Raw genomic sequence first — 21,072 nt, forward strand, 5'->3', positions numbered from 1 at the left:
CAATTTTTGAAAGGGATTATTGTTTATCCTTAAAACCGCGAAGCGGTACTATTTTGATAAGAATTAATTAAATATTCAAAGCTTTTTGGTAAGCGTTTTCCAAACCATCAAGGTTTTTACCACCTGCTGTTGCAAAACCTGGGTTTCCGCCGCCGCCGCCTTGGATTTCTTTTGCAAGGTCTTTTACAATAGCTCCAGCTTGATAATCTGCTGCAAGATCGTCAGAAACCCCAACAGTAATCATTGGTTTTCCGTCTGCATCAGAAAGAATAATCGTCACTGAAGAAGGGATCTCTCTCTTCAACTGGAATACGATATCTTTTACAGAACCTGCATCCAGAGAAGTTTTCTTTACAAGAAGCTGCTTGTTGCCTTTTTGCTCATAAGCATTCTTCCATTCTCCGATTTCTCCTTTTGCTTTCTCCTTTTTAAGAGCATCTACTTCAGCTTTCAATGAAGCATTTTCTTCGATGAGTTTTTCGATAGACCTTACTACATCTTTCGATTTTAGCAGTTGAGAAAGTTCAATGATCTGTTTTTCAAGATTGTTGAAATATTCTTCAGATTTATCTCCTGAAATAGCCTCAATTCTTCTGATTCCCGCTGCTGCAGAACCTTCAGAAGTGATTTTGAAATGACCGATTTCGCTGGTGTTTTTCACGTGAGTTCCTCCGCAAAGTTCTTTTGAACTTCCGAATTGAATCATTCTCACACTGTCACCATATTTTTCACCAAACAATGCCATTGCTCCTTTGTCCAAAGCTTCCTGAATCGGAATATTTCTGAACTCCTGCAAAGCAATACTTTCTTTGATTTTTTTGTTTACTTTTTCTTCAATTAATGCCAGTTCTTCCTCAGTCATTTTGTTGAAATGAGAGAAGTCGAAACGTAGATAATCAGGACCTACATAAGAACCTTTCTGTTCTACGTGAGTTCCTAAAACATCTCTTAAAGCTTCATGCAGAAGGTGAGTCACAGAGTGGTTAGCCTGAGAATTCTTTCTGTCAGAAGCATTTACTTTTGCATAGAAAACAGCACCTGCATCCTTTGGAAGCCCGCTGATCAATGAAATAATCAATCCGTTTTCTTTTTTAGTTTCAAGTACTTCAAAGCTTTCAACAGCATTTTCAAGAACACCTTTATCTCCAACCTGTCCACCTCCTTCAGGATAGAAAGGAGAGTTGCTTAATACCACCTGGTAAAACTCTCCGTCTTTGTTTTCTACCTTTCTGTATCTGGTAATATACGTTTCAGACTCTATCTGATCATATCCTACAAAGGTTTCAGGTTTTGATTCAAGGTTTACCCAGTCATATACTTTCTGAGCAGAATCAGCTTTTGAACGAAGTTTCTGTTTCTCCATTTCAGCTTTGAAACCCGCTACATCAATAGTCAGCCCTTTTTCTTCAGCAATGATTCTTGTTAAATCATCAGGGAATCCATACGTATCATACAATTCGAAAACTTCTTCACTTGGTAATACTTTCTGATGATCTGCAATGGTCTGCTGAATCAGTTTTTCAACTCTGATTAAACCATTTTCAATTGTTTTTAAGAATGAATCTTCTTCACTTTTGATTACTTCAGCAACCAGTTTTCCTTGTTTTTCAAGTTCCGGGAAGAAAGGTCCCATTTGTTCCTGCAGAACAGCAACCAATTTGTAAAGGAAAGGTTCTTTCATTCCTAAGAATCGGTAAGAATAAGAAATTCCTCTTCTTAAAATTCTTCTGATTACATAACCTGCACCTCCATTGGATGGTAATTGTCCGTCTGCAATAGCAAAAGAAACCGCTCTGATGTGGTCTACCACAACACGGATGGCAATATCTTTTTCGTCTTCTAAAATTCCCGTATATTTTTTACCTGAAAGTTCTTCAACTTTAGAAATAAGCGGGGTGAAAACATCTGTATCATAGTTGGAAGACTTTCCTTGAAGCGCCATACAAAGACGTTCAAAGCCCATTCCCGTATCTACATGCTGCGCAGGAAGTTTCTCTAAAGATTTATCTGCCTTTCTGTTGAATTCCATGAAAACCAGATTCCATACTTCCACAACTTGCGGATGGTCGTTATTCACCAACTCAAGTCCTGAAACTTTAGCTTTTTCTTCCGGTGTTCTTAAGTCAACATGGATTTCTGAACACGGTCCGCATGGTCCGCTTTCACCCATTTCCCAGAAATTATCTTTTTTATTTCCGTTGATGATTCTGTCTTCTGAAATGTGAGATTTCCAGAAATCAAAAGCATCCTGGTCTCTGTCCAGATTTTCAGAAGCGTCTCCTTCAAAAATCGTTACATATAAATTTTCTTTTGGAATTCCGTATACTTCAGTCAGTAATTCCCAGGCAAAAGCAATAGCCTCTTTTTTGAAGTAATCCCCGAAAGACCAGTTTCCCAGCATCTCAAACATGGTATGGTGATAAGTATCTCTACCTACATCATCCAGGTCATTGTGTTTCCCTGAAACTCTCAGACACTTTTGGGTATCGGCAATTCTAGGGGCGGTAGGGGTTTTGTAGCCAAGGAAAAAATCCTTGAACTGCGTCATTCCGGAGTTGGAAAACATAAGGGTAGGGTCGTCTTTCAGCACAATAGGAGCTGAAGGAACGATTAAGTGCTCCTTACTTTTAAAATAATCTAAAAATTTTTGACGTATCTCTTGTGATGTCATAGTATTGCTTTTGCTTTTTTTAGTATCAAATTTTGATAAGATGCAAATTTAAGATTTTTAAGCGATTTGTAATAATTTTATACTATGTTTTGAATGGTGGTGGGTTTTGATAATAAATGTACATCAGAATTTTTAATCTCTTTCCATCAATTGTATAGGGTTTCAAAGCCTGTACAATTTGCAGAGTCTGTAACCAATGATTATTTATTAATTTTGCAATTTTCCGTTTAACTTATTACCTTCGCTGTGATCTGAGATAAGATAAAAATCCCTCCAATGACAAAAGATGAAGAGTTGAAAAGCTGGATAGAGCAGTATTCCGGGCCGCTTTTGAAGCGGGCACTGTATGTACTTTCGAATAAAGAAGACGCTCAGGATGTTGTTCAGGAAGTTTTTCTTGCAGCCTATTCAGCCCATGATTCTTTTGAGGGGAAAAGTAATCCTCTGACCTGGCTGATGGCTATTCTGAACAGGAAAGTGGCAGATTTTTACCGGAAAAAATACAAATCCGAACCCAATGTCAGACTCGATCATTTTTTTGATGAAACAGGATCCTGGAAAAATAATGATGTTTTGAATGACTGGAATGTCTCAGGGGAAGGAGATGAACTTTTAGACAGCGCAGATTTTACTAAAACATTGGAGGAATGTATCGAAGAATTGCCCTCCAGATGGAAGATCCTGCTTAAAATGTATTATATCGAAGAAAAAAAAGCACCGGAAGTAAGTCAGGAATTGAGTGTTTCTACGACTAATCTTTGGAAGATTTTGCAAAGAAGCCGCATGCAGCTCAGAGAATGTTTGGAGTTTAACTGGTTTTCAAAATCATAAGAAAAATGATAAGAAGAATACTACATATATTATTTTTACCATGCAGTGAAGCTACTTTACTGATGGAAAAAAGGAATGCCCAATCCATTTCTTCCAGAGAAAACCGGATGCTGAGCATGCACCTGATGATCTGCAAATGGTGCCGAATGTACAATGAAAAACTGGCACTTCTGGATAAAGTGTTTAAAAAGAAATTTTCTGAAGAGAAAACTGAAATAAATGAATCTGAAATTCAGGATTTTAAAAACAAAATGATCGATAAATTAAATTTCTAAGAAAATTTCTGTCAGGATTTTAAAAATGCTCCGACTATACTTTTGAAAACAATAAAGTATTCAATTAAAATCTTAAAACATGGTCGGAACAGTACAGGAATCTAAAAATCAATTAACCCGAATCGGGTATTACATTTCGCTTTTCGGAGCAGCGCTTATATTGCTTTGGATTGGTATCTTCAAATTTACCCCTACAGAAGCTGCTGCCATAAAACCTTTGGTAGAAAACCATTTCTTAACTTTTTTCGTATATAAAATCATAAGCGTCCAGGCAGTGTCAAATCTTATCGGAACGATAGAAATTATCATTGCATTACTCCTGATATTTAGTGCGAAATTTGCTGTATTGAAAAAGTATGCAGGGATAGGAATGATGGTAACTTTTCTGGTAACCTTAAGCTATTTATTTACAACACCGGGAATGTGGAAAATAGTAGATGGAGTGCCTGTGACGGATTTCTTTATTTTAAAAGACCTTATGCTTTTAGGATTCGGATTCATGATCGTTCAAAAATAATAGTAATGAATAAAAAGGATAAAATGAAAAATATATTCATTGTACTCGGAATCATTCTGGGTATAGCAGTATTTGCTGCGGGATCAGGGCTTTTTAAGAAAACGAAGCCTAATGTAGTGGAAATTAAAAAAGAAAATGAGAAAATTATGGATAACAAAAACGTTAGAGAGATTTATTTTGCAGGTGGATGTTTCTGGGGAACAGAACATTTTTTTCAACAGATTCGAGGAGTGGTAGGAACAGAAGTGGGTTATGCCAATGGGAATACTCAAAATCCTACTTATGAAGAGGTGGTAAGTCATACAACAGGTTTTGCTGAAACGGTAAAAGTAAAATATGATCCGGAACAGGTGGATCTGAAACTGTTGATTGATTTATATTTCAAAACCATTGATCCTACAAGTAAAGATCAGCAGGGAAATGACAGAGGAAACCAATACAGAACGGGAATCTATTTCACCAATAAAACAGATGAAGCTGTGGTAAAAGATGAAGTTCTGAAACTGGCAAAAAATTATAACAAGCCATTGCTTGTAGAAACAATTCCATTGAAAAATTTCTATAAAGCAGAAGATTATCATCAGGATTATCTGGATAAAAATCCAGGCGGATATTGTCACATTGAACCAGGACTTTTTGAAATGGCGAAAAAAGCCAATCCGCTTCCAAAACCAGCTTATCATAAACAGGATAAAAAAGCTTTAAAGGAAAAACTGACTGCAGAACAATACAATGTCACTCAGGAAAACGGTACAGAAAGACCTTTTCAAAATGAATATTGGAACGAAACCCGTGAAGGAATTTATGTAGATATTACCACCGGAGAACCTTTGTTTATTTCTACCGATAAATTTGAATCCGGATGTGGATGGCCAAGTTTCTCAAAACCTATTACAAAGGCTTTGATTGACGAAAAGTTGGATCGTACCCATGGAATGGATAGAGTAGAAGTAAGAAGTAAAACCGGTGATGCCCATCTGGGACACGTTTTCACAGATGGACCGCAGGATAAAGGAGGACTTCGCTACTGTATCAACAGTGCTTCTCTGAAATTTATTCCAAAAGCAGAAATGGAGAGTAAAGGATACGGAAAATATCTTCCATTGTTAGATAAAAAGTAATGTGAAAGGAAGGCTGCCCAATGGCAGCCTTTTATTTTGAATTAATGATGTAGTTGAAATCTTTCTTTGATGCTGAGCATAGAGATATTTAGAAATAGGAGAAACCCGAAAATAATGTAAGAGGTTTCTTTGGATGCAGTTCTAAACATATTAAAGATTTTCCCATAGCGGGTAGATTCAAAAGCATTCATAGTCTCTGCTGGCCCCCAATCTATAGTATCATTACAAAGTAAACATTCATATTCAGGATATTGCAACTTAGGATCAATATAACTATAGACCGCAAATATATGTCCTGTTTTTTCAAGGTCAACGGCATACTGATCTTGTTTGGCGATTGCCAGATCATTCAAAACTGATACAAAATCACCATAGGTATTATTTTGATCTAAAATAAATTCAATACCAGATTCTTTCTTATTTCTTTCCTGAAGTTGTTTCAATTCAGAAACATATGATTTTGAATTTTCTTTAGCAGTACCCGGGGCTATTTTAATTTTTTTGTAATTCCAGTTTCTTGCAGGTTCAAAACTTGCAAATGTATTTTTACTCCCTTCTCTTTCTTTAGCAGGAAGTCCGATATCCATAACAGAAACATTAATTTCTTCAAACTTTTGATTTCCATAATACCAGAACAGAATTGGAATAATGATAGCACTGATAAACCCGGGAAAGTAATATATTTTTTTCATGCTAATCTTTTTCTTTGGATTTGAAGATTTTCTTTAATGCTGAACATGGAAATATTCACAAATAATAGAAAGCCAAAAATCACATAAAATGACTGTTTGGGAAGATCAGGCAAATATTTTAAAGTATCAAAGCCTTTATAATGGTTTTCTTCGCTGTAATAAATAGTGTTGGTCTCAGTTCCGCAAATACTGTTATAACTTCTTTCAATTTTATCCGAATCTTTATATTCATGAATAGCAAAAAAATGCCCTGTTTTCTCTATATCGACACCATACATTTCCTGATGGGAAAGTGTCATTGCATCAATAAGGGCAATAAAATCCTGATAACTATTACTATCGTTGATGATAAATTCTATTCCAGATTCTTTCTCATTTCTTGACTGCAATTTTTTAAGTTCTGAGACATACAATTTCTGATTTTGCAGAGCCGCATTAGGGGAGACAATTATCTTTTTATAATTCCAATTTCTGTAAGGCTCAAAAGTATTGTCAAAAGTTCTATTGGGTCTGACTTTCGCCGGAAGCCCAAGATCCATTACACTATAGGGCGGGTGAACCCTCTGATTTCCATAATACCAGAATAAAATAGGAATCAGCACAGCACTGATTAATCCGGGTACGTAGAATATTTTTTTCATGGTTAGTTTTTGAAAAGGCAGAATGAAAATATTAAGCCAAAAAAAGTGATCCGAAACCGAACCACTTTAAAAATAATTTAAATATTTTAATGATTAAATCTTTAAATTCTAAATCTTGACCTCTACCAATCCCTTTTTCTCAGAATCGAGTACGATCCGAAGATGAAAATAGCGCACCAGACCAGACAGGCAACAAGGCTTTCTGTAGGGTAATGGAATTCATATTTTAGGCCCATCATTTTGGCCATATTCAATCTCATCATCGGATTCGGAATAAGATTAGACATACTTTCCAGCGGTAAAAGATGGGTAATAAAAAAGTCATTCTGAAGAACTTCGTTTCTTTGTGCTCCCTGCATTCCTGCTACTTTTGAATACGTTTCAACAGCTGTTAAAATTCCCTCACCAATCCAGAAAACAAAAAGAGCAAGAAATACAAATACCGATTTTCTCAATAAAATGGAAAGGAACATTAAGAAGCAGAAGAACGTAAATAATTTTACCAGGTAATTTCCGATAAAGAAAATCTCCGCAAAAACCTTTGTTGATTCGGTTGTATTAGAATACTGATATCCAAGGAATATCGTAAGACCCAATACAATTGCCGTTGAAACAATGGTGAAAATACTTATGGTCAGCAATTTTGAAGTGATAAATTCCTTTCTGCTTAATCCGTCAATCGTATTTTGCTTGAACATTCGGTTACTGAATTCCTGTGAAATGGAAAAAACAATAATCAGTCCCAGGAAAATTTTTAATAAAGCAACAATCCATGTCGTGAAATTCCAGATTTCCGGGAAATTGTAAATCCCCTGTTCCTTTAAATTAATGGTTCCTCCGAAAATATCAAAGTCAACCAATCCGATGAAAAGCAAAGCGACAAGAATGGCAAAATAAAGTATGGTGAAAACCTTAAACGGTTTGTAGTTCAGGTTTTTGTAGTATTCCAGTTTTAATAATTTGATCATGACTAGTTGGTGTTTTTTACAAGTTCAAGGAATTGAGATTCAAGAGATAGTTTTTTCTTGGTCAAATGGGAAAGGTAAATTCCTTTCTCTGCCAGTTTCTGGTTCATGGCTGAAGCAGAAATAGAAGCATCATCACGGATCTGAGCTTTGATAAGATCTCCTTCCTGATTGATGGAAGAAAACCATTGCAGCTCATTCAATGCATTCATAAGCAAGGTATTGTTGTCTGCTTTTAATTCGAAATATCCATTATTGGATGTCATTTCGTCCACTCGTCCGCAATAAATAGAATTTCCTTCTTTTAATACAATGACATGGCTGCAGATTTTTTCAATTTCATCCAGAAGGTGGCTGGCAATAATAATCGTAATGCCTTGCTTTGCAATTTCACTGATGATTTCTCTGATCTGAATAATTCCTTCAGGATCCAATCCGTTGGTGGGTTCGTCCAATATCATTACCTCAGGATTATTTAACATCGCTGAAGCAATAGCAAGACGCTGCTTCATTCCCAAAGAAAAAGTTTTGAAAGTATCTTTTCTCCTTTCATACAGATTAACGGTCTTTAGAACTTCATCAATCCTAGAATAGGGTGTTTTTTTGATTTCTGCCACAATCTTAAGATTGGTTTCTGCACTTAAATAAGGATAAAAGTTGGGCTGCTCAATAATAGCTCCGATCTTTTTTAACGTTTCCGGATCAGTTCCTTTTTTGCCAAACCAAAACCAATCTCCACTGGTAGGATTAATGGTGGAAAGCAACATCCCGAAAGTGGTGGATTTTCCACTTCCATTCGGTCCCAATAGCCCATAAACGTTTCCTTTTTCAACATCAAAAGAAATATTGTTGACTACAACTCTTTTGAATTTTTTTGTCAAATTTTTTACTGATAAAATCTTTTCCATGTAATTTGTTTTACATAGTAGTAGTCTATATAAATTAGATAATGTTACAGAATTATCATAAATCAATGTCAATTTATTGGTAAATACATTAAATTTGATAGAATTAACCAACACTTATGAAGCTAATTGAACTGGCAGAAGAACTCAATGTTTCTGCAGAAGCCATAAAACAGTTTATACAGGATTTTGATCTTGAATTGGTAGACTGTGTCAGTACGAATTTTGAGGTAAAAGACGATTTTGAAAAATTTGCCCGCGAAAATGTAGATTTTTTAAGATTATACGAAAAGGATCTTGATAAAAATAAAACCCTGGAGCAGATTGCCGAAGTGATTAAGCAGCCAAAAGACAAGGTGGAAAAAGTAATCAAGGATAATAATCTTAATATTTTCGATAATGGCTTTTTCAAATCTTCTATATCAAGCTATGGGATTGATAACAAACTGGGGGGGAACTATCAGTTTGTCTATGATTATTTTGGACATAAAACAAGTCTTAAACAAAGAGATTTTATAGGATACAGAGACTTGTTCTTTTATACCTCTACGGTTTTGGAACCTTTTCTGAATCCACAACAGATTAAAGACTGGGGCATCAATAAACCTGCAGGAATTATTCTCTACGGACCTCCGGGAAGCGGAAAGATATTCTGGGCTAATAAAATTGCTGAAATCATCGGCTATCAGTTTAAAGAAGTCAAAAAGCACTATTTAGGAACTTCGTTGATTGACGGGAATGAAATCAACTTCAGTGATTTCCTGCTGAGTATGATGAAGGAAAACAAAATGCTGCTTTTCATGGATGATTTTGATGAAATTATGATGCAGAGAAGAGCTGAAAACGATATTGCATCATGCAATCTGGAAGCTCAGGAGCTGATTCTTCATTACATCGGGAAATTTGAAAAAGAAGGTGTTTTGATGGTAGGTTCTGCCAATTCTGTTTCAGAAATTGACGAGGAAATTCTTGCTCCTGGAAGATTTGATGTGATGATACCGATCTTTCCACCTAATGCTTCAGAGCGTTCAGAAATTATTCTTTACGCCATGACCAGAGGACTTGAGGAAGATTCTTTACTCTATAAAATACTTAAAAATAACAAAGCGGATAAAATTCCTTTCTGGCATGAAATCGCTTCAAAAATGAAAGCATTCAGCAACACGATGCTGATAGATTTTACCCAAAGCCTCAAGAAAAGAATTAAAAACCTTTACCAAAAAACCAGAAACGAAAAGCTGAAAATTGATCAGAAACTTTTAGACAGCGCATTAAGGGATGCCGGATCAAAGCTTACGGAAGAATATCTTGATCAGGTAGCCAGATTTCTTACTGATGCCATTATCAATAATTTTGATGACTTCCAATTCAGAATTCAGGGATTGAAAAATGAGCTGGAAACCTACAGAGTTGTTGAAGAACCGGTAAGAGCAATCGGATTCCAGCATAATGAGGAAGAGGATAAAGGATAGGTTGTTCAAAGTTTAAGGTTTAAAGTTTAAGGTTGTACTGCATCGTACATTAATACTTTTTACATTATACATTTTACAAAAAATTACTCATCATTTTACTCATAATTTATGAACAGCATCTGGGAACTGGACACTTTCTACAGAAAAAGAGACATCATCATTATAGGTGCAGGGTTTTCCGGACTATGGACAGCCATATCCATCAAGGAAAAATATCCTGAAAAATCCGTTTTGATTATTGAACGCAATGCCATTCCATTGGGTGCTTCCACGAGAAATGCCGGGTTTGCCTGCTTTGGAAGCCTTACTGAAGTTATTGCAGATGCTCATAAAATGGGTTGGGAGAAAACGCTGGCACTTGTTAAAATGAGGTTTGACGGATTGCAGAAAATCAGACATTATTTTACCCATGAAGAAATTGATTTTGACTTGAATGGAGGCTATGAAATTCTCAATGATGAAGAACCTTTATCTCATATTGACGACATAAATGAAAAGCTGAAAGCAATAACCGGACTGGATCAAACCTATACTTTGAAACAGGACAAAATACTGGAATTCGGATTAAAAAAATCTACATTTCTGGTGGAGAATCCTTGTGAAGGAAGTCTGCATTCAGGAAAGCTGTTACAGAAACTGCTGGAAAAATGTCATGAACTGAAAATTGAATTTTTATTCGGAACAGAAGTTGGAAATATTGAAGAAACAGCCAATGAAGTTGAGGTTTATCTTTCCACTGATCTTTCTGTAAAAGCCGATCAGCTCATCTATTGTACCAATGCATTCACTTCAACGTTTCTGGAAAATGAAAATATTATTCCTGCCCGCGGACAAATTCTTCTGACTGGGCCTATAGAAGATTTAAAACTTAAAGGAACGTTTCATTATGACGAAGGCTACTATTATTTCAGAAATGTAGGAAACAGAGTATTGCTGGGTGGTGGAAGAAATCAGGATTTTAAAACAGAAGAAACCTCCGCATTTGAAACCACAGAATTTCTGCAGCACCATCTGGAAAACTTTTTAAAAGAAGTGATCCTTCCTGATAATGACTTTACTATTGCCCTTCGTTGGTCAGGAATAATGGCTATGGGTGATGAAAAGTCACCGATTGTAAAACAGATTTCAGAAAGACAGTTTTGTGCGGTAAGACTTTCAGGAATGGGAGTGGCATTAGCTCCGAAGATTGGAGAAATGATAGCAGAAATGATATAAATACCACGGTTGATACCTATGAAATACTTGCCATTTGAACGTATTACTTACAAAACAAACTTATCTGAACAGGAAGTTTTAACAAGACTCTCCGGTTTTGTAGAGCCTAAAAAATTTGGTTTAGGGAGAAATTATATAAAAGAATATGAAGGATCTATCCATAATAATAGCTTTGAAATCAGCAGAGTGATACAATACAGGAATTCTTTTCTTCCTCAGATAAACGGTAGAATTCAAAAGGGAAATGATGGAGTAAAAATACAGGTGGCTCTATCATTACATGCATTTGTATTATTTTTTTAATAGTCTGGTGTTCATTTGCCCTGATTTTCTTCATAGGTGTTTCTATAAGAGCTATAAGAGAAAAAGAAATATCGGTAGAACTTTTTCTTCCTTTAGGTATGCTTTTGTTAGTGTATGCTTTGACAATGGTAGGTTTCAAATCTGAAAGTAAACAATCAAAAGAATTCCTTAGGAGAAGCTTTGAAGCTGAAATTATTAAATAATCGTAACTTCTAATCATCTTCTGAAGCCTTAATAAAGCTCCAATCCGAACCCAAAACTTAAAACCTGGAACTTTAAACTCAGAATGCTCCACTCTAAAAGAATTCCTTATTTTTGCAAAAAGAAAAATTCGTGATTAACAACGACCAGATAAAAGAAGTTCAATCCAGGATTGAAGACTTACACAGATACCTTCAGATTGAAAAAAAGAAGATTGAAATTGCCAATGATGATGAAAAAACGGCAGCACCCGAATTTTGGGACAATCCAAAAACTGCTGAGGCATTTCTAAAACAGCTTCGTTCCAAGAAAAAATGGGTAGAAGGCTATGATGAAATTCAGACACAGTTTGAAGATTTACAGGTTTTAGCTGACTTTGCGAAAGAAGATCCGGATTCTGAAAAAGAACTGGATGAAACATTCCCGCAATTGGTAGAGAAAATTGAAGATCTTGAATTCAAAAATATGCTTTCCAATGAAGGAGATGAGCTTTCAGCTGTTCTTCAGATTACAGCAGGTGCAGGAGGAACGGAAAGTTGTGACTGGGCAGCCATGCTGATGAGAATGTATACGATGTGGGCCGAAAAACAGGGCTATAAAATCCGTGAACTGAACTTTCAGGAAGGAGATGTGGCAGGTGTGAAGACTGTCACCCTGGAAATTGAAGGGGAATTTGCTTTTGGATATTTAAGAGGCGAAAATGGAGTACATCGATTGGTAAGAATTTCTCCTTTTGACAGTAATGCAAAACGTCATACAAGTTTTGTTTCTGTTTATGTATATCCTTTAGTGGATGATACTATTGAAATTAATATTAATCCTGCAGACATCAGTTTTGAAACCATGAGAGCTTCCGGCGCAGGAGGACAGAACGTAAACAAGGTAGAAACTGCTGTACGTCTTCGTCACGCACCAACAGGGATTATTATTGAAAACTCGGAATCCCGTTCTCAGCTTCAGAATAAAGAAAAAGCAATGCAGCTCCTTCGTTCAAGACTCTACGAGATGGAATTGGAAGAGCGTATGAAGGCCAGAAATGAGATAGAAGCCAACAAAATGAAGATCGAGTGGGGAAGCCAGATCCGAAACTACGTCATGCATCCTTACAAATTGGTGAAAGATGTACGCTCAGGTCATGAAACGTCTGATGTGGATGCCGTAATGAACGGAAATATCACTCCTTTCTTAAAAGCATTCTTAATGGCCGATGGAACGGCAGTTTCCGATGATGATCTAGACTTATAAAAATCATGTTTGAATTTTAGTTAAAATCTTATAATTAATTTTTGTTTCAGACATTTTAGGCTTACTTTTGTTGTTCATCGATATTTATGGAAGATTTCAATAGCTGGAAGGATTTATTAAACCCGGAGTTTTATATAAAAATGGGAGGGTTTTGGCTGATTTTGTTTATTGTTTTTGCTGAAACAGGTCTTTTTGTAGGATTTTTTCTACCTGGGGACTCACTACTCTTCGTTTCGGGGATTTATGCCGTTGAAATCATCAAAGAGACTTTTGGATCTACAGGAAGCGATTTCTTAGATACCACATTGTTAGCTTCAGGGGTAGCTCTTGCAGCTATTATCGGAAATGAAGTAGGATATTATTTTGGAAGAAAGGCAGGACCTGCTTTATATAAAAGGCCAGACTCCATGCTTTTCAAGAAGAAATACCTTTATCAGGCACACGATTTCTTTGAAAAACATGGCGCATTAGCTGTTATTATGGCAAGATTCTTACCTGTTGTAAGAACTTTTACCCCTATTGTAGCAGGTATTGTAAAAATGGATAAAAAAGAGTTTTTAAGAGATAACATCATTGGTGCTGTGTTATGGTCATTCATTCTGATCTTTGCAGGGCATTATTTGGACAAACTTTTTATGGAACAGTTTGGAATCAACTTAAAACAAAAGCTGGAATACATCATTATCGTCATCGTGTTAGTCACTACACTTCCGGTGATCTTCAAGTTTGTTTTTGGAAAAAAAGAAGATCTTTCTAAAAAATATGAAGATCAGGACTTTGAATAAATAATACATTCAATCAAAAATATAGAGCCGTCTCCAATAAGAGATGGCTTTTTTATCGCTTGTAAATGAATTTTTTAAACGCAAAGATTAATTTGTATTGAGTATTATTTTAAGAGAGCAAAGGTAGGAATCGATGAAATTGATTTTCTCTAAGTGTATGGATATATATATTCGTGAGCTTTATCAGTGACAAAGTCACTACTTCTTTGCTTTCTTACAATAAAGCGCTGTAATTATTTATCCTTTGCGTTTAATAATCAAATAAATTCTGAGACATCTTTACTTTTTAATCCATTCCAGAATGTTAGGATAGATAATGCTGTCTCTTTTTCTTTTACTGAAAAACCTTGGAGCATGTCCGGCACCCTTCATAAAAATAAATTTGTGTGGAATATTCATTTTTGTAAGCGCTGAATCCATAGCAATTCCCTGGTGCTGATTAACCAGAAAATCATTATTTCCCTGAAATAGGAGAGTAGGAACATTTGTAATATTGGCAATAGGACTCGCTTCTTTAAAGTTTTCAGATATGTTTTTCCGGTCAAATTTGGTTCCTACTACCTTTTGAAAAGTAGGAGAGGTATACTTGGAATAAAAAGATTTAAGATATTCCGGGCTATAAAAATCTGTCGGACCGCTTAAAGAGATGATTTTTTTGATCTGTTCAGGATACTGATATCCGTAAAGTAAGGCCAGATGTCCACCAGCACTTTCTCCCAGAAGAATATAATTGTTGGGTTGAAGTTCCGCCTTTTCTGCTAAAGAATTGAATTTTTCAATAGCCAGGGCAATATCTTCAAGCTGTTGTTTATAAGTGATTTTTTCCTTGGTAGAAACCAATCTATAATTCATATTGATACTCGGAATCCGGTTTTCAAAAAGCATTTTCTGAACCTGAATCATATGCTCTTTTTTACCTAATGTCCATGCTCCGCCGTGAACAATAAGGACTACAGGAGAATCTTCAGCATAATCTTTGGGAAGAAAGACATCCATTTTCTGTCTTTTATGCTCACCATATTTCAAATTGTAAATCTTCTGCTGACCTCCGGGACCAACCCATACTCTGAATTTCGTATTGCAGGACTGCAAGAGGAAACCAATGCATCCCATGACAAAAAAATGATACCTGAGAATGAGCTTTTTCATTACTTAAATTTACGAAAAATTCTATTGATTATGAAATGATTAATGTTGAATTAAAGTCGTTCTGCGGTCTTTGACGAAAGTCCTTTTTTGATCGTAATAACATCCTTTTCTCCTTTTTTGAAAATGAAAGAAATTTCGGTGTCATCATCCTGCAGGAAAAATACATCCTCTTTTTCAGCCAGCATTCTTACTTTAGGATCTTTATTGTTCTGGATAAAAAGCTGACCGTTTTCGTCAAGAATATGAATAACACTATCATCAGAAAGAGCATAATCACCAACATATTTTTTAAGAATGTCAGCACCCAGGGTAGTTTCTTTCTTCGGCTGTGGAAGGGTATAAGGTTGTCCTAACAGGGCAGCTAAAATAGTATTTCCAGCTTTCTCCAGCTTTTTACTTGTAATATTGTTCAAAAGGATAATGCAGAGGTCATCTTCAGGAAGCATGGCAAAATAGCTTGTAGAGCCTTCTATATTCCCACCATGGTTAATGAGTTTTTTCCCGTAAAGATCATCAATAAACCAACCGTAGCCATAACCGCTTAAATAAGGTGTGGTAGCTTTTTTAAAAGCTTCTTTGGATACAATTTTATAATCTCTCAATCCGATATAGTAATTGTACAGGTCTTCGGCAGTACTATAGATTTGTCCTGCAGGACCCGTTAATGTGGAATTCCATACTTCAGTTTTTTCCTGTCTTGTCTTTGAAATATAAGAATAAGGAACTGTTTTGTGCGGACTTTTAAGGGTCATGTAATTAAACCCTGTATGATTCATCTTCAGAGGATTTAAGATGATTTTTCTTACCGCATTTTCATAGGAAAGTCCTGTGAGTTTTTCAATAATGAGTCCCAATATAATATACCCTGAATTGGTATACGAAAATTGAGTGCCGGGCTCAAAATCCAAGGGTTCATTTTTAAAAAAGGAGAGTTCTTTATTTTTGGCTATTGATTTTCCGGTGTGAAGCAGGCTGAAATACTGTTTATTTCGCAGCACTTCATAAATACCTGAAGTGTGGGTGAGGAGGTGTTCAATCGTAATTTCATTTCCTCTCGGATAATCTGGAATAAACTTTGAAATTGGATCTTTAAAAGAAAGTTTTCCTTCCTCACTTAGTTTTACAATAACCAGGGCAGTGAATGATTTGGTTAAAGAAGCAATCTGATATACACTTTTGTTCTGATTGGATATCTTTTTCTCTGCATCCTGCCAGCCGTATGACTTTTCGAAAATATTTTTATGCTGATAATGGATTAAAGCAGTTCCATTAAACTTATTAATGGCAGCGTATGCTTGTATAATGCTGTCTATTTCCTGTTTTTTCTTTGCCTGATTAACAGTATTGAGATGAGTTTCTGTCTGAGCTTTTAACGTTGAGCAAATGGTACTGAACAGACAAAATAAACATCCTAAAGCTAAAGATTGAAATTGATGTCGCATAGTATCAGGTTTAAAAAAACGGTTAAAATTAAGCTTAATATTGATCGTGTACAATTCTGTGTCTGTAAGGACCGGACTTGAATGTCATATCTGGTAGAAACGCCGGAATAGAGTTTAGAATTAAAGGTTTTCAGCATAGCGGCTCAAAGAATTATTATATCTGGGCAAATGTTTTGAGAGTGCTTTTAAAGCGATAGATAGTGCTTCTTTGTGCTCTCCTGCTGAAGAAAGAGACAGTGCTAAGAAAGAATCTACCGCATCATTCAGTTCATCAGACTCATTAGCTTTTTCTTCCCTTAAAATATGGATGCTTTCTTCTATTTTCCCATTGTTTCTTAAGGTACTTGCCAGCTGGATTCTTGCTCTTCTTCTTCGTAAGCCGGTTAATCCCTTATCTAATGCAGATCTGTACAAAGGTTCTGCCTCTTTTTCATGTCCGGTAGAGTCAAAAGCGCAGGCTCTTTCAAAATCTGCAATAGCCCGGGAATCTGCCACTGTAAGTAATTCTACATGATTTTTAATTTGCTGAATAAAAGCTTCACTGCTTATTGCTCCAAGTTTTAGCCAGATACTTTGTAGTTGGGTCTCCCAGTTTTCATCCATGGAATAGATTTTAAACAAAGATATAAAATATTGAAAATGGAGCATTGTTTAATCTTTCTCATAATTTTCAAAATTATTGTCATATTATGAATCCAAAAACGGAATTAAATAATTATTTTTGCTGAACTTAACAAAGATTAAAAAAATATTAAAATATGGCATCAGGCTTTTTTGCAATTTTGGATGATATTGCAGCATTGATGGATGATGTAGCAGTTACCAGTAAAATTGCTACCCAGAAGACAGCAGGAATTTTAGGAGACGACCTGGCTGTAAATGCAGAAAAAGCCACTGGCTTTCTTTCCTCTAGAGAACTTCCCGTTTTATGGGCAATTACCAAAGGATCATTTATCAATAAACTGATTATTCTTCCTGTCGTTTTTTTACTCAATTGGTTGTATGCTCCGGCTATTAATTATGTACTGATCCTTGGAGGATTATATCTGGCCTTTGAAGGTGTTGAAAAAGTAATAGAATTTCTTTTTCACCGTGACAAAAAGGGTCATGAAGTTATAGAGGAAATGGTAGAAGACGAAAAAAGTTCTGAAGAAATAGAAAAAGAGAAAGTAAAATCGGCAATTACAACGGATTTTATTTTATCAATTGAGATCGTTATTATTGCTTTAGGAACCGTATTGGAAGAAAGTCATCCTTTCATTACGCAGATTTTAGTAACGAGCTTGGTTGCATTTATTGCCACTGTTGGAGTTTATGGAATTGTAGCTTTGATTGTAAGAATGGATGATGCTGGGTTTAAATTAATAAAGAAAAGCAATGATAAAGGTTTTTTCGGGAGTCTTGGGCATTTATTAGTGAAGGCTTTACCTATTGTTATTAAAATATTAGGAGTTGTCGGAACAATTGCCTTAATAATGGTTGCTGGTGGAATTTTTCTACATAGGATTGAATTTTTTCATGGCATACTTCCAACTTGGCCGGATGTTTTGAAAGAACTTACGCTTGGAGTTGTTGGAGGTTTAGCTGCAGTAGCAGTTTTTACTTTAGGAAAAGGGATTTACGCTCTGGCAACAAAAAAATAAAACAGAATTAGAATTAAATAACCCAAAAAATCCTGTATTCGTGAGAGTGCAGGATTTTTTATTTTCTTAAGATTTGCAACAAAACTCTTTGATAGATGGAAAATGCAATTGTAAATATTGGTTTGGTTGCTGCTGTCAGGGTAAAGATTATCTTTGCAAAAAAAATAAACATGACAAAAAAATTATTCTATGTAAGCTTTTTATTCTCATCATTTTTGTCAAATGCACAGATGCTCGATGCAACTTTCAGTACTTATGGAATCAATTTCTATAATCCATCTACAACTTGGGACAAATCAGGTGATATTTTTGTAGAACAAGATAATAGTGCTATTGTACTTGGAAACATTGGCCCCGGAGCCAAAAGAGCTATCTATAAAGTAGATCCTAATGGAAATCTGGATACTTCATTTGGAAATGCAGGTATTAAAATCACTCAAAATCAATCTTCACATTATAAAATCATTAAACTAAGCAGTGGTAAATATTTAACGGTTGGGAACGTAGGTTATATGTACAGTCAGAATTTTTTTATTGAAAGATTTAATATGGACGGTACTTTAGATTCAACATTTGGTAACGGTGGACGACTTGCTGTTGATATGGGGTATCCCGCAACTGTTGAGACCATTGATGTAGCTTATAATGCTGTTGAATTATCTGATGGGAAAATTATTGTATGTGGAGGGGCTGAATATGGATATCCTAAAAGAAGAGCATGTTTATTGAGATTGAATCAGGATGGTACCGTAGATACATCCTTTGGTACCAATGGAAAGTTTTATTTTACTATAAATACCGGACTTTCTCAGGAAAGAGTAAGCGCTATGAGTATTTTTGCAGTGAATAATAAGCTTATTGTTGCCGGAATAGGAAGAATTACCGATACCTCAGAGGCAACAAACGGCTCTAATGATATTTTCGTAGTAAGGCTAAATCTGGACGGAACTTATGATACAACATTTGGAAACAGTGGTAAACTAATTTTCAATTTGGGTAATCTCCTTGAATTTGGAAATATGGTTCAAGACACCAGCGGAAATTTTTATATCACAGGATCTGCAACCGTAAATAACATCAGAGAAACCTGGGTAGCAAAAATAAACCCTGAGGGGCAGTTTGTTAATAATTTTGGAAACAATGGGGTTGCGAAACGTAAGGTAGTTAATATTCCGGATGCGGGAAGTGAAAACTCTAATTCTATCCTTTTAGGTAATAATGGACTCTATGTAGGGGGAACATTCTTCTTCGCTGGAAACTATTATGAAAACGACTGGATGTTTATGACCAAATTTAATTTTGATGGAACTCCGGATTTATCTTTTGGAACTAATGGATTGTTCAGACTTCCAACTTATAACTCTTTGAGGCGAATATCTGCAATGAAGTTTGATAACAATAAAAGAATTTTGATTTCAGGAGATTCCTCTCATAATGACAGGCAGTTTGCGTTGGCAAGAATTGTTTTAAATAATGAAACTTTGAATACCGCTGAAACAGGTAAAAAAGAAGTACCCTCATTCTATCCAAATCCCGTAACAGATTTTTTGTATATTGATTTGGGTACCGAAAGCAGGTTGGAAAATATAGCTTTATACAGTATGGAGGGGCAACTGGTTAAAAATCTGGAACACACCAGACAAGATGGTAAGATAAAGATTGATCTTAAAAGCCAGTTGTCTGGAACTTATCTGCTTCGCCTGAAATATGATAAGAAAGAACAGATCATAAAGGTTATTAAAAAATAAATTGAAAATAAAAGCCGGTTTTAATCTTTTAAAACCGGCTTTTTTATATTAATTGAATAAATCTTTTACTTTATCAAAAAAAGTTTTTTCCTTTCCGGATGGTTCTGCAACCATTTCTCCGCTGGACATCTGCTTTTCAAAGAAGTCTTTCTGTTCCTTAGTAAGCTTTTGTGGCGTCCATACATTGATGTGGATGAACATGTCTCCTTTACCATAGCTGTCGATACTTGGAAGTCCTTTCCCTGCCAATCTTAAGATCTTTCCGGATTGAGTGCCCGGGTCAACGGTGATTTTTACTTTTCCACCTACTGTAGGAATTTCTTTTTTAGTTCCTAAAGCGGCTTCAGCAAATGAAACATACAGTTCCTGATGAAGATTATCGCCTTCTCTCTTGATCACCTGATCTACTTCCTCTTCAATAATCACCAACAAATCTCCCGGAATTCCACCAAACGGGGCATCATTTCCTTTTCCTCTTACATTAAGCTGGATACCGTCTCTTGCTCCTGCCGGAATATTGATTGTAATTTCCTCTTCATCTTTAATAAGGCCTTGGGCATTAGCTCCTGCAGGAATTTTGTCAGCAACTTTTCCAATTCCCTGACAAGTACTACAGGTTGTTTGAGTCTGCATTTGACCAAACATAGTATTCATTACTTTTAACTGAACACCGGAACCGTTACAGGTAGGACATGTTTTTGAAGTGGCACCTTCTGCCATCTTCATTTTCTTTACTTTGATAGTTTTCTGAGTACCGTTTACCATTTCCTCAAGATTCAGCCTGATTCTGATTCTTAAATTAGAACCTTTTACCTGCTGACGGCCTCCGCCACCACCACCGAATCCTCCGAAACCACCACCGAAAATATCTCCAAACTGACTGAAAATATCTTCCATGTTCATTCCGCCTCCGAAGCCACCGCCTCCGAAACCGCCATTTCCACCTACTCCGGCATGACCGAACTGATCGTATCTTGCACGTTTCTGATCGTCGCTCAGAACTTCATAAGCCTCAGCAGCTTCTTTAAATTTTTCTTCAGCCTCTTTATCCCCAGGATTTTTATCTGGGTGGAATTTGATGGCCATTTTACGGTATGCTTTTTTTATTTCCTCGGCGGATGCAGATTTGCTGATCTCAAGAACCTCGTAATAATCTCTTTTTGACATGACAATTTTATAATTGATTGTTGATAGATGATAAAAGATATTGTAAAGCTAATAAGTGAAACATTCATCAATTATCACTCATCA

At 35.8% G+C, this 21,072-nt stretch carries 20 protein-coding genes; 11 read left to right on the plus strand and 9 right to left on the minus strand.

Annotated elements, in window-relative coordinates:
- Window positions 1-67 precede the first annotated feature (67 nt).
- Complete coding sequence (alaS, locus tag CQ022_RS19625; protein WP_105683980.1) at window positions 68-2,671, minus strand: alanine--tRNA ligase; 2,604 nt, start codon at window positions 2,669-2,671, stop codon at window positions 68-70.
- A 276-nt stretch (window positions 2,672-2,947) separates the two neighbouring features.
- Between alaS and CQ022_RS19630 the strand changes: the two genes are divergently transcribed.
- The 4 genes from CQ022_RS19630 to msrB all read left to right on the plus strand — a co-directional run bounded on the left by CQ022_RS19630 (window position 2,948) and on the right by msrB (window position 5,415).
- On the plus strand, window positions 2,948-3,502 hold the full coding sequence (locus tag CQ022_RS19630; protein WP_105683981.1) for a sigma-70 family RNA polymerase sigma factor: 555 nt from the start codon (window positions 2,948-2,950) through the stop codon (window positions 3,500-3,502).
- A 5-nt stretch (window positions 3,503-3,507) separates the two neighbouring features.
- On the plus strand, window positions 3,508-3,777 hold the full coding sequence (locus CQ022_RS19635) for a hypothetical protein (protein WP_105683982.1): 270 nt from the start codon (window positions 3,508-3,510) through the stop codon (window positions 3,775-3,777).
- A gap of 79 nt (window positions 3,778-3,856) precedes the next feature.
- Window positions 3,857-4,294, plus strand: a complete 438-nt coding sequence (locus CQ022_RS19640; protein WP_105683983.1) for a DUF417 family protein — start codon at window positions 3,857-3,859, stop codon at window positions 4,292-4,294.
- 23 nt (window positions 4,295-4,317) lie between these two features.
- The gene (gene msrB, locus CQ022_RS19645; RefSeq protein WP_105684015.1) at window positions 4,318-5,415 is read left to right on the plus strand and encodes a peptide-methionine (R)-S-oxide reductase MsrB; all 1,098 of its coding nucleotides are present in this window, start codon (window positions 4,318-4,320) and stop codon (window positions 5,413-5,415) included.
- A gap of 41 nt (window positions 5,416-5,456) precedes the next feature.
- Here msrB and CQ022_RS19650 read toward each other — a convergent pair whose 3' ends face one another.
- The 4 genes from CQ022_RS19650 to CQ022_RS19665 form a co-directional block, all read right to left on the minus strand.
- On the minus strand, window positions 5,457-6,107 hold the full coding sequence (locus CQ022_RS19650) for a hypothetical protein (RefSeq protein ID WP_105683984.1): 651 nt from the start codon (window positions 6,105-6,107) through the stop codon (window positions 5,457-5,459).
- Entirely contained in the window at window positions 6,104-6,748 is a 645-nt protein-coding gene (locus CQ022_RS19655; protein WP_105683985.1) for a hypothetical protein, read from the minus strand. The genes CQ022_RS19650 and CQ022_RS19655 overlap by 4 nt, the downstream gene beginning before the upstream one ends.
- Before the next feature lie 122 nt (window positions 6,749-6,870).
- Complete coding sequence (locus tag CQ022_RS19660; protein WP_105683986.1) at window positions 6,871-7,716, minus strand: ABC transporter permease; 846 nt, start codon at window positions 7,714-7,716, stop codon at window positions 6,871-6,873.
- Window positions 7,717-7,718: 2 nt separating this feature from the next.
- The gene (locus tag CQ022_RS19665; RefSeq protein ID WP_105683987.1) at window positions 7,719-8,621 is read right to left on the minus strand and encodes an ABC transporter ATP-binding protein; all 903 of its coding nucleotides are present in this window, start codon (window positions 8,619-8,621) and stop codon (window positions 7,719-7,721) included.
- Window positions 8,622-8,737: 116 nt separating this feature from the next.
- Here CQ022_RS19665 and CQ022_RS19670 point away from each other — a divergent pair, with 116 nt between their 5' ends.
- From CQ022_RS19670 to CQ022_RS19690, 5 genes are all read left to right on the plus strand, one after another.
- Window positions 8,738-10,090: an AAA family ATPase gene (locus tag CQ022_RS19670; RefSeq protein ID WP_105683988.1), complete on the plus strand. Its 1,353-nt coding sequence runs from the start codon at window positions 8,738-8,740 to the stop codon at window positions 10,088-10,090.
- A 108-nt stretch (window positions 10,091-10,198) separates the two neighbouring features.
- Window positions 10,199-11,305: an NAD(P)/FAD-dependent oxidoreductase gene (locus CQ022_RS19675; RefSeq protein ID WP_105683989.1), complete on the plus strand. Its 1,107-nt coding sequence runs from the start codon at window positions 10,199-10,201 to the stop codon at window positions 11,303-11,305.
- Between the two features lie 18 nt (window positions 11,306-11,323).
- A complete protein-coding gene (locus tag CQ022_RS22765; protein WP_123864460.1) occupies window positions 11,324-11,608 on the plus strand; it encodes a hypothetical protein in 285 nt (94 codons plus the stop codon).
- Between the two features lie 333 nt (window positions 11,609-11,941).
- Entirely contained in the window at window positions 11,942-13,054 is a 1,113-nt protein-coding gene (gene prfB / locus CQ022_RS19685; RefSeq protein WP_105683991.1) for a peptide chain release factor 2, read from the plus strand.
- 86 nt (window positions 13,055-13,140) lie between these two features.
- Window positions 13,141-13,839 (plus strand): DedA family protein, encoded by a 699-nt coding sequence (locus CQ022_RS19690; protein WP_105683992.1) that lies wholly within the window; start codon window positions 13,141-13,143, stop codon window positions 13,837-13,839.
- 279 nt (window positions 13,840-14,118) lie between these two features.
- Here CQ022_RS19690 and CQ022_RS19695 read toward each other — a convergent pair whose 3' ends face one another.
- The 3 genes from CQ022_RS19695 to CQ022_RS19705 all read right to left on the minus strand — a co-directional run bounded on the left by CQ022_RS19695 (window position 14,119) and on the right by CQ022_RS19705 (window position 17,033).
- Window positions 14,119-14,988: an alpha/beta hydrolase gene (locus CQ022_RS19695; protein ID WP_105683993.1), complete on the minus strand. Its 870-nt coding sequence runs from the start codon at window positions 14,986-14,988 to the stop codon at window positions 14,119-14,121.
- A gap of 50 nt (window positions 14,989-15,038) precedes the next feature.
- Entirely contained in the window at window positions 15,039-16,430 is a 1,392-nt protein-coding gene (locus tag CQ022_RS19700) for a serine hydrolase domain-containing protein (RefSeq protein WP_105683994.1), read from the minus strand.
- A gap of 120 nt (window positions 16,431-16,550) precedes the next feature.
- Complete coding sequence (locus CQ022_RS19705) at window positions 16,551-17,033, minus strand: tetratricopeptide repeat protein (protein WP_228421801.1); 483 nt, start codon at window positions 17,031-17,033, stop codon at window positions 16,551-16,553.
- A 155-nt stretch (window positions 17,034-17,188) separates the two neighbouring features.
- On the opposite strand from CQ022_RS19705, the gene CQ022_RS19710 reads away from it, so the two are divergent.
- Window positions 17,189-18,073, plus strand: coding sequence for a DUF808 family protein (locus CQ022_RS19710; RefSeq protein ID WP_105683996.1), 885 nt, complete (start codon window positions 17,189-17,191; stop codon window positions 18,071-18,073).
- A gap of 170 nt (window positions 18,074-18,243) precedes the next feature.
- Window positions 18,244-19,821, plus strand: a complete 1,578-nt coding sequence (locus CQ022_RS19715) for a T9SS type A sorting domain-containing protein (RefSeq protein WP_165791693.1) — start codon at window positions 18,244-18,246, stop codon at window positions 19,819-19,821.
- Between the two features lie 48 nt (window positions 19,822-19,869).
- Here CQ022_RS19715 and dnaJ read toward each other — a convergent pair whose 3' ends face one another.
- Complete coding sequence (gene dnaJ, locus CQ022_RS19720) at window positions 19,870-20,988, minus strand: molecular chaperone DnaJ (protein WP_105683998.1); 1,119 nt, start codon at window positions 20,986-20,988, stop codon at window positions 19,870-19,872.
- Between the last annotated feature and the right edge of the window lie 84 nt (window positions 20,989-21,072).

The organism is Chryseobacterium culicis, assembly GCF_002979755.1.
GTDB lineage: Bacteria > Bacteroidota > Bacteroidia > Flavobacteriales > Weeksellaceae > Chryseobacterium > Chryseobacterium culicis_A.

Coding starts and splice junctions, on each gene's coding strand:
- alaS (WP_105683980.1), bottom strand. CDS start 2,671: ATGACATCACAAGAGATACGTCAAAAATTTTTAGATTATTTTAAAAGT.
- CQ022_RS19630 (WP_105683981.1), top strand. CDS start 2,948: ATGACAAAAGATGAAGAGTTGAAAAGCTGGATAGAGCAGTATTCCGGG.
- CQ022_RS19635 (WP_105683982.1), top strand. CDS start 3,508: ATGATAAGAAGAATACTACATATATTATTTTTACCATGCAGTGAAGCT.
- CQ022_RS19640 (WP_105683983.1), top strand. CDS start 3,857: ATGGTCGGAACAGTACAGGAATCTAAAAATCAATTAACCCGAATCGGG.
- msrB (WP_105684015.1), top strand. CDS start 4,318: ATGAAAAATATATTCATTGTACTCGGAATCATTCTGGGTATAGCAGTA.
- CQ022_RS19650 (WP_105683984.1), bottom strand. CDS start 6,107: ATGAAAAAAATATATTACTTTCCCGGGTTTATCAGTGCTATCATTATT.
- CQ022_RS19655 (WP_105683985.1), bottom strand. CDS start 6,748: ATGAAAAAAATATTCTACGTACCCGGATTAATCAGTGCTGTGCTGATT.
- CQ022_RS19660 (WP_105683986.1), bottom strand. CDS start 7,716: ATGATCAAATTATTAAAACTGGAATACTACAAAAACCTGAACTACAAA.
- CQ022_RS19665 (WP_105683987.1), bottom strand. CDS start 8,621: ATGGAAAAGATTTTATCAGTAAAAAATTTGACAAAAAAATTCAAAAGA.
- CQ022_RS19670 (WP_105683988.1), top strand. CDS start 8,738: ATGAAGCTAATTGAACTGGCAGAAGAACTCAATGTTTCTGCAGAAGCC.
- CQ022_RS19675 (WP_105683989.1), top strand. CDS start 10,199: ATGAACAGCATCTGGGAACTGGACACTTTCTACAGAAAAAGAGACATC.
- CQ022_RS22765 (WP_123864460.1), top strand. CDS start 11,324: ATGAAATACTTGCCATTTGAACGTATTACTTACAAAACAAACTTATCT.
- CQ022_RS19690 (WP_105683992.1), top strand. CDS start 13,141: ATGGAAGATTTCAATAGCTGGAAGGATTTATTAAACCCGGAGTTTTAT.
- CQ022_RS19695 (WP_105683993.1), bottom strand. CDS start 14,988: ATGAAAAAGCTCATTCTCAGGTATCATTTTTTTGTCATGGGATGCATT.
- CQ022_RS19700 (WP_105683994.1), bottom strand. CDS start 16,430: ATGCGACATCAATTTCAATCTTTAGCTTTAGGATGTTTATTTTGTCTG.
- CQ022_RS19705 (WP_228421801.1), bottom strand. CDS start 17,033: ATGGATGAAAACTGGGAGACCCAACTACAAAGTATCTGGCTAAAACTT.
- CQ022_RS19710 (WP_105683996.1), top strand. CDS start 17,189: ATGGCATCAGGCTTTTTTGCAATTTTGGATGATATTGCAGCATTGATG.
- CQ022_RS19715 (WP_165791693.1), top strand. CDS start 18,244: ATGACAAAAAAATTATTCTATGTAAGCTTTTTATTCTCATCATTTTTG.
- dnaJ (WP_105683998.1), bottom strand. CDS start 20,988: ATGTCAAAAAGAGATTATTACGAGGTTCTTGAGATCAGCAAATCTGCA.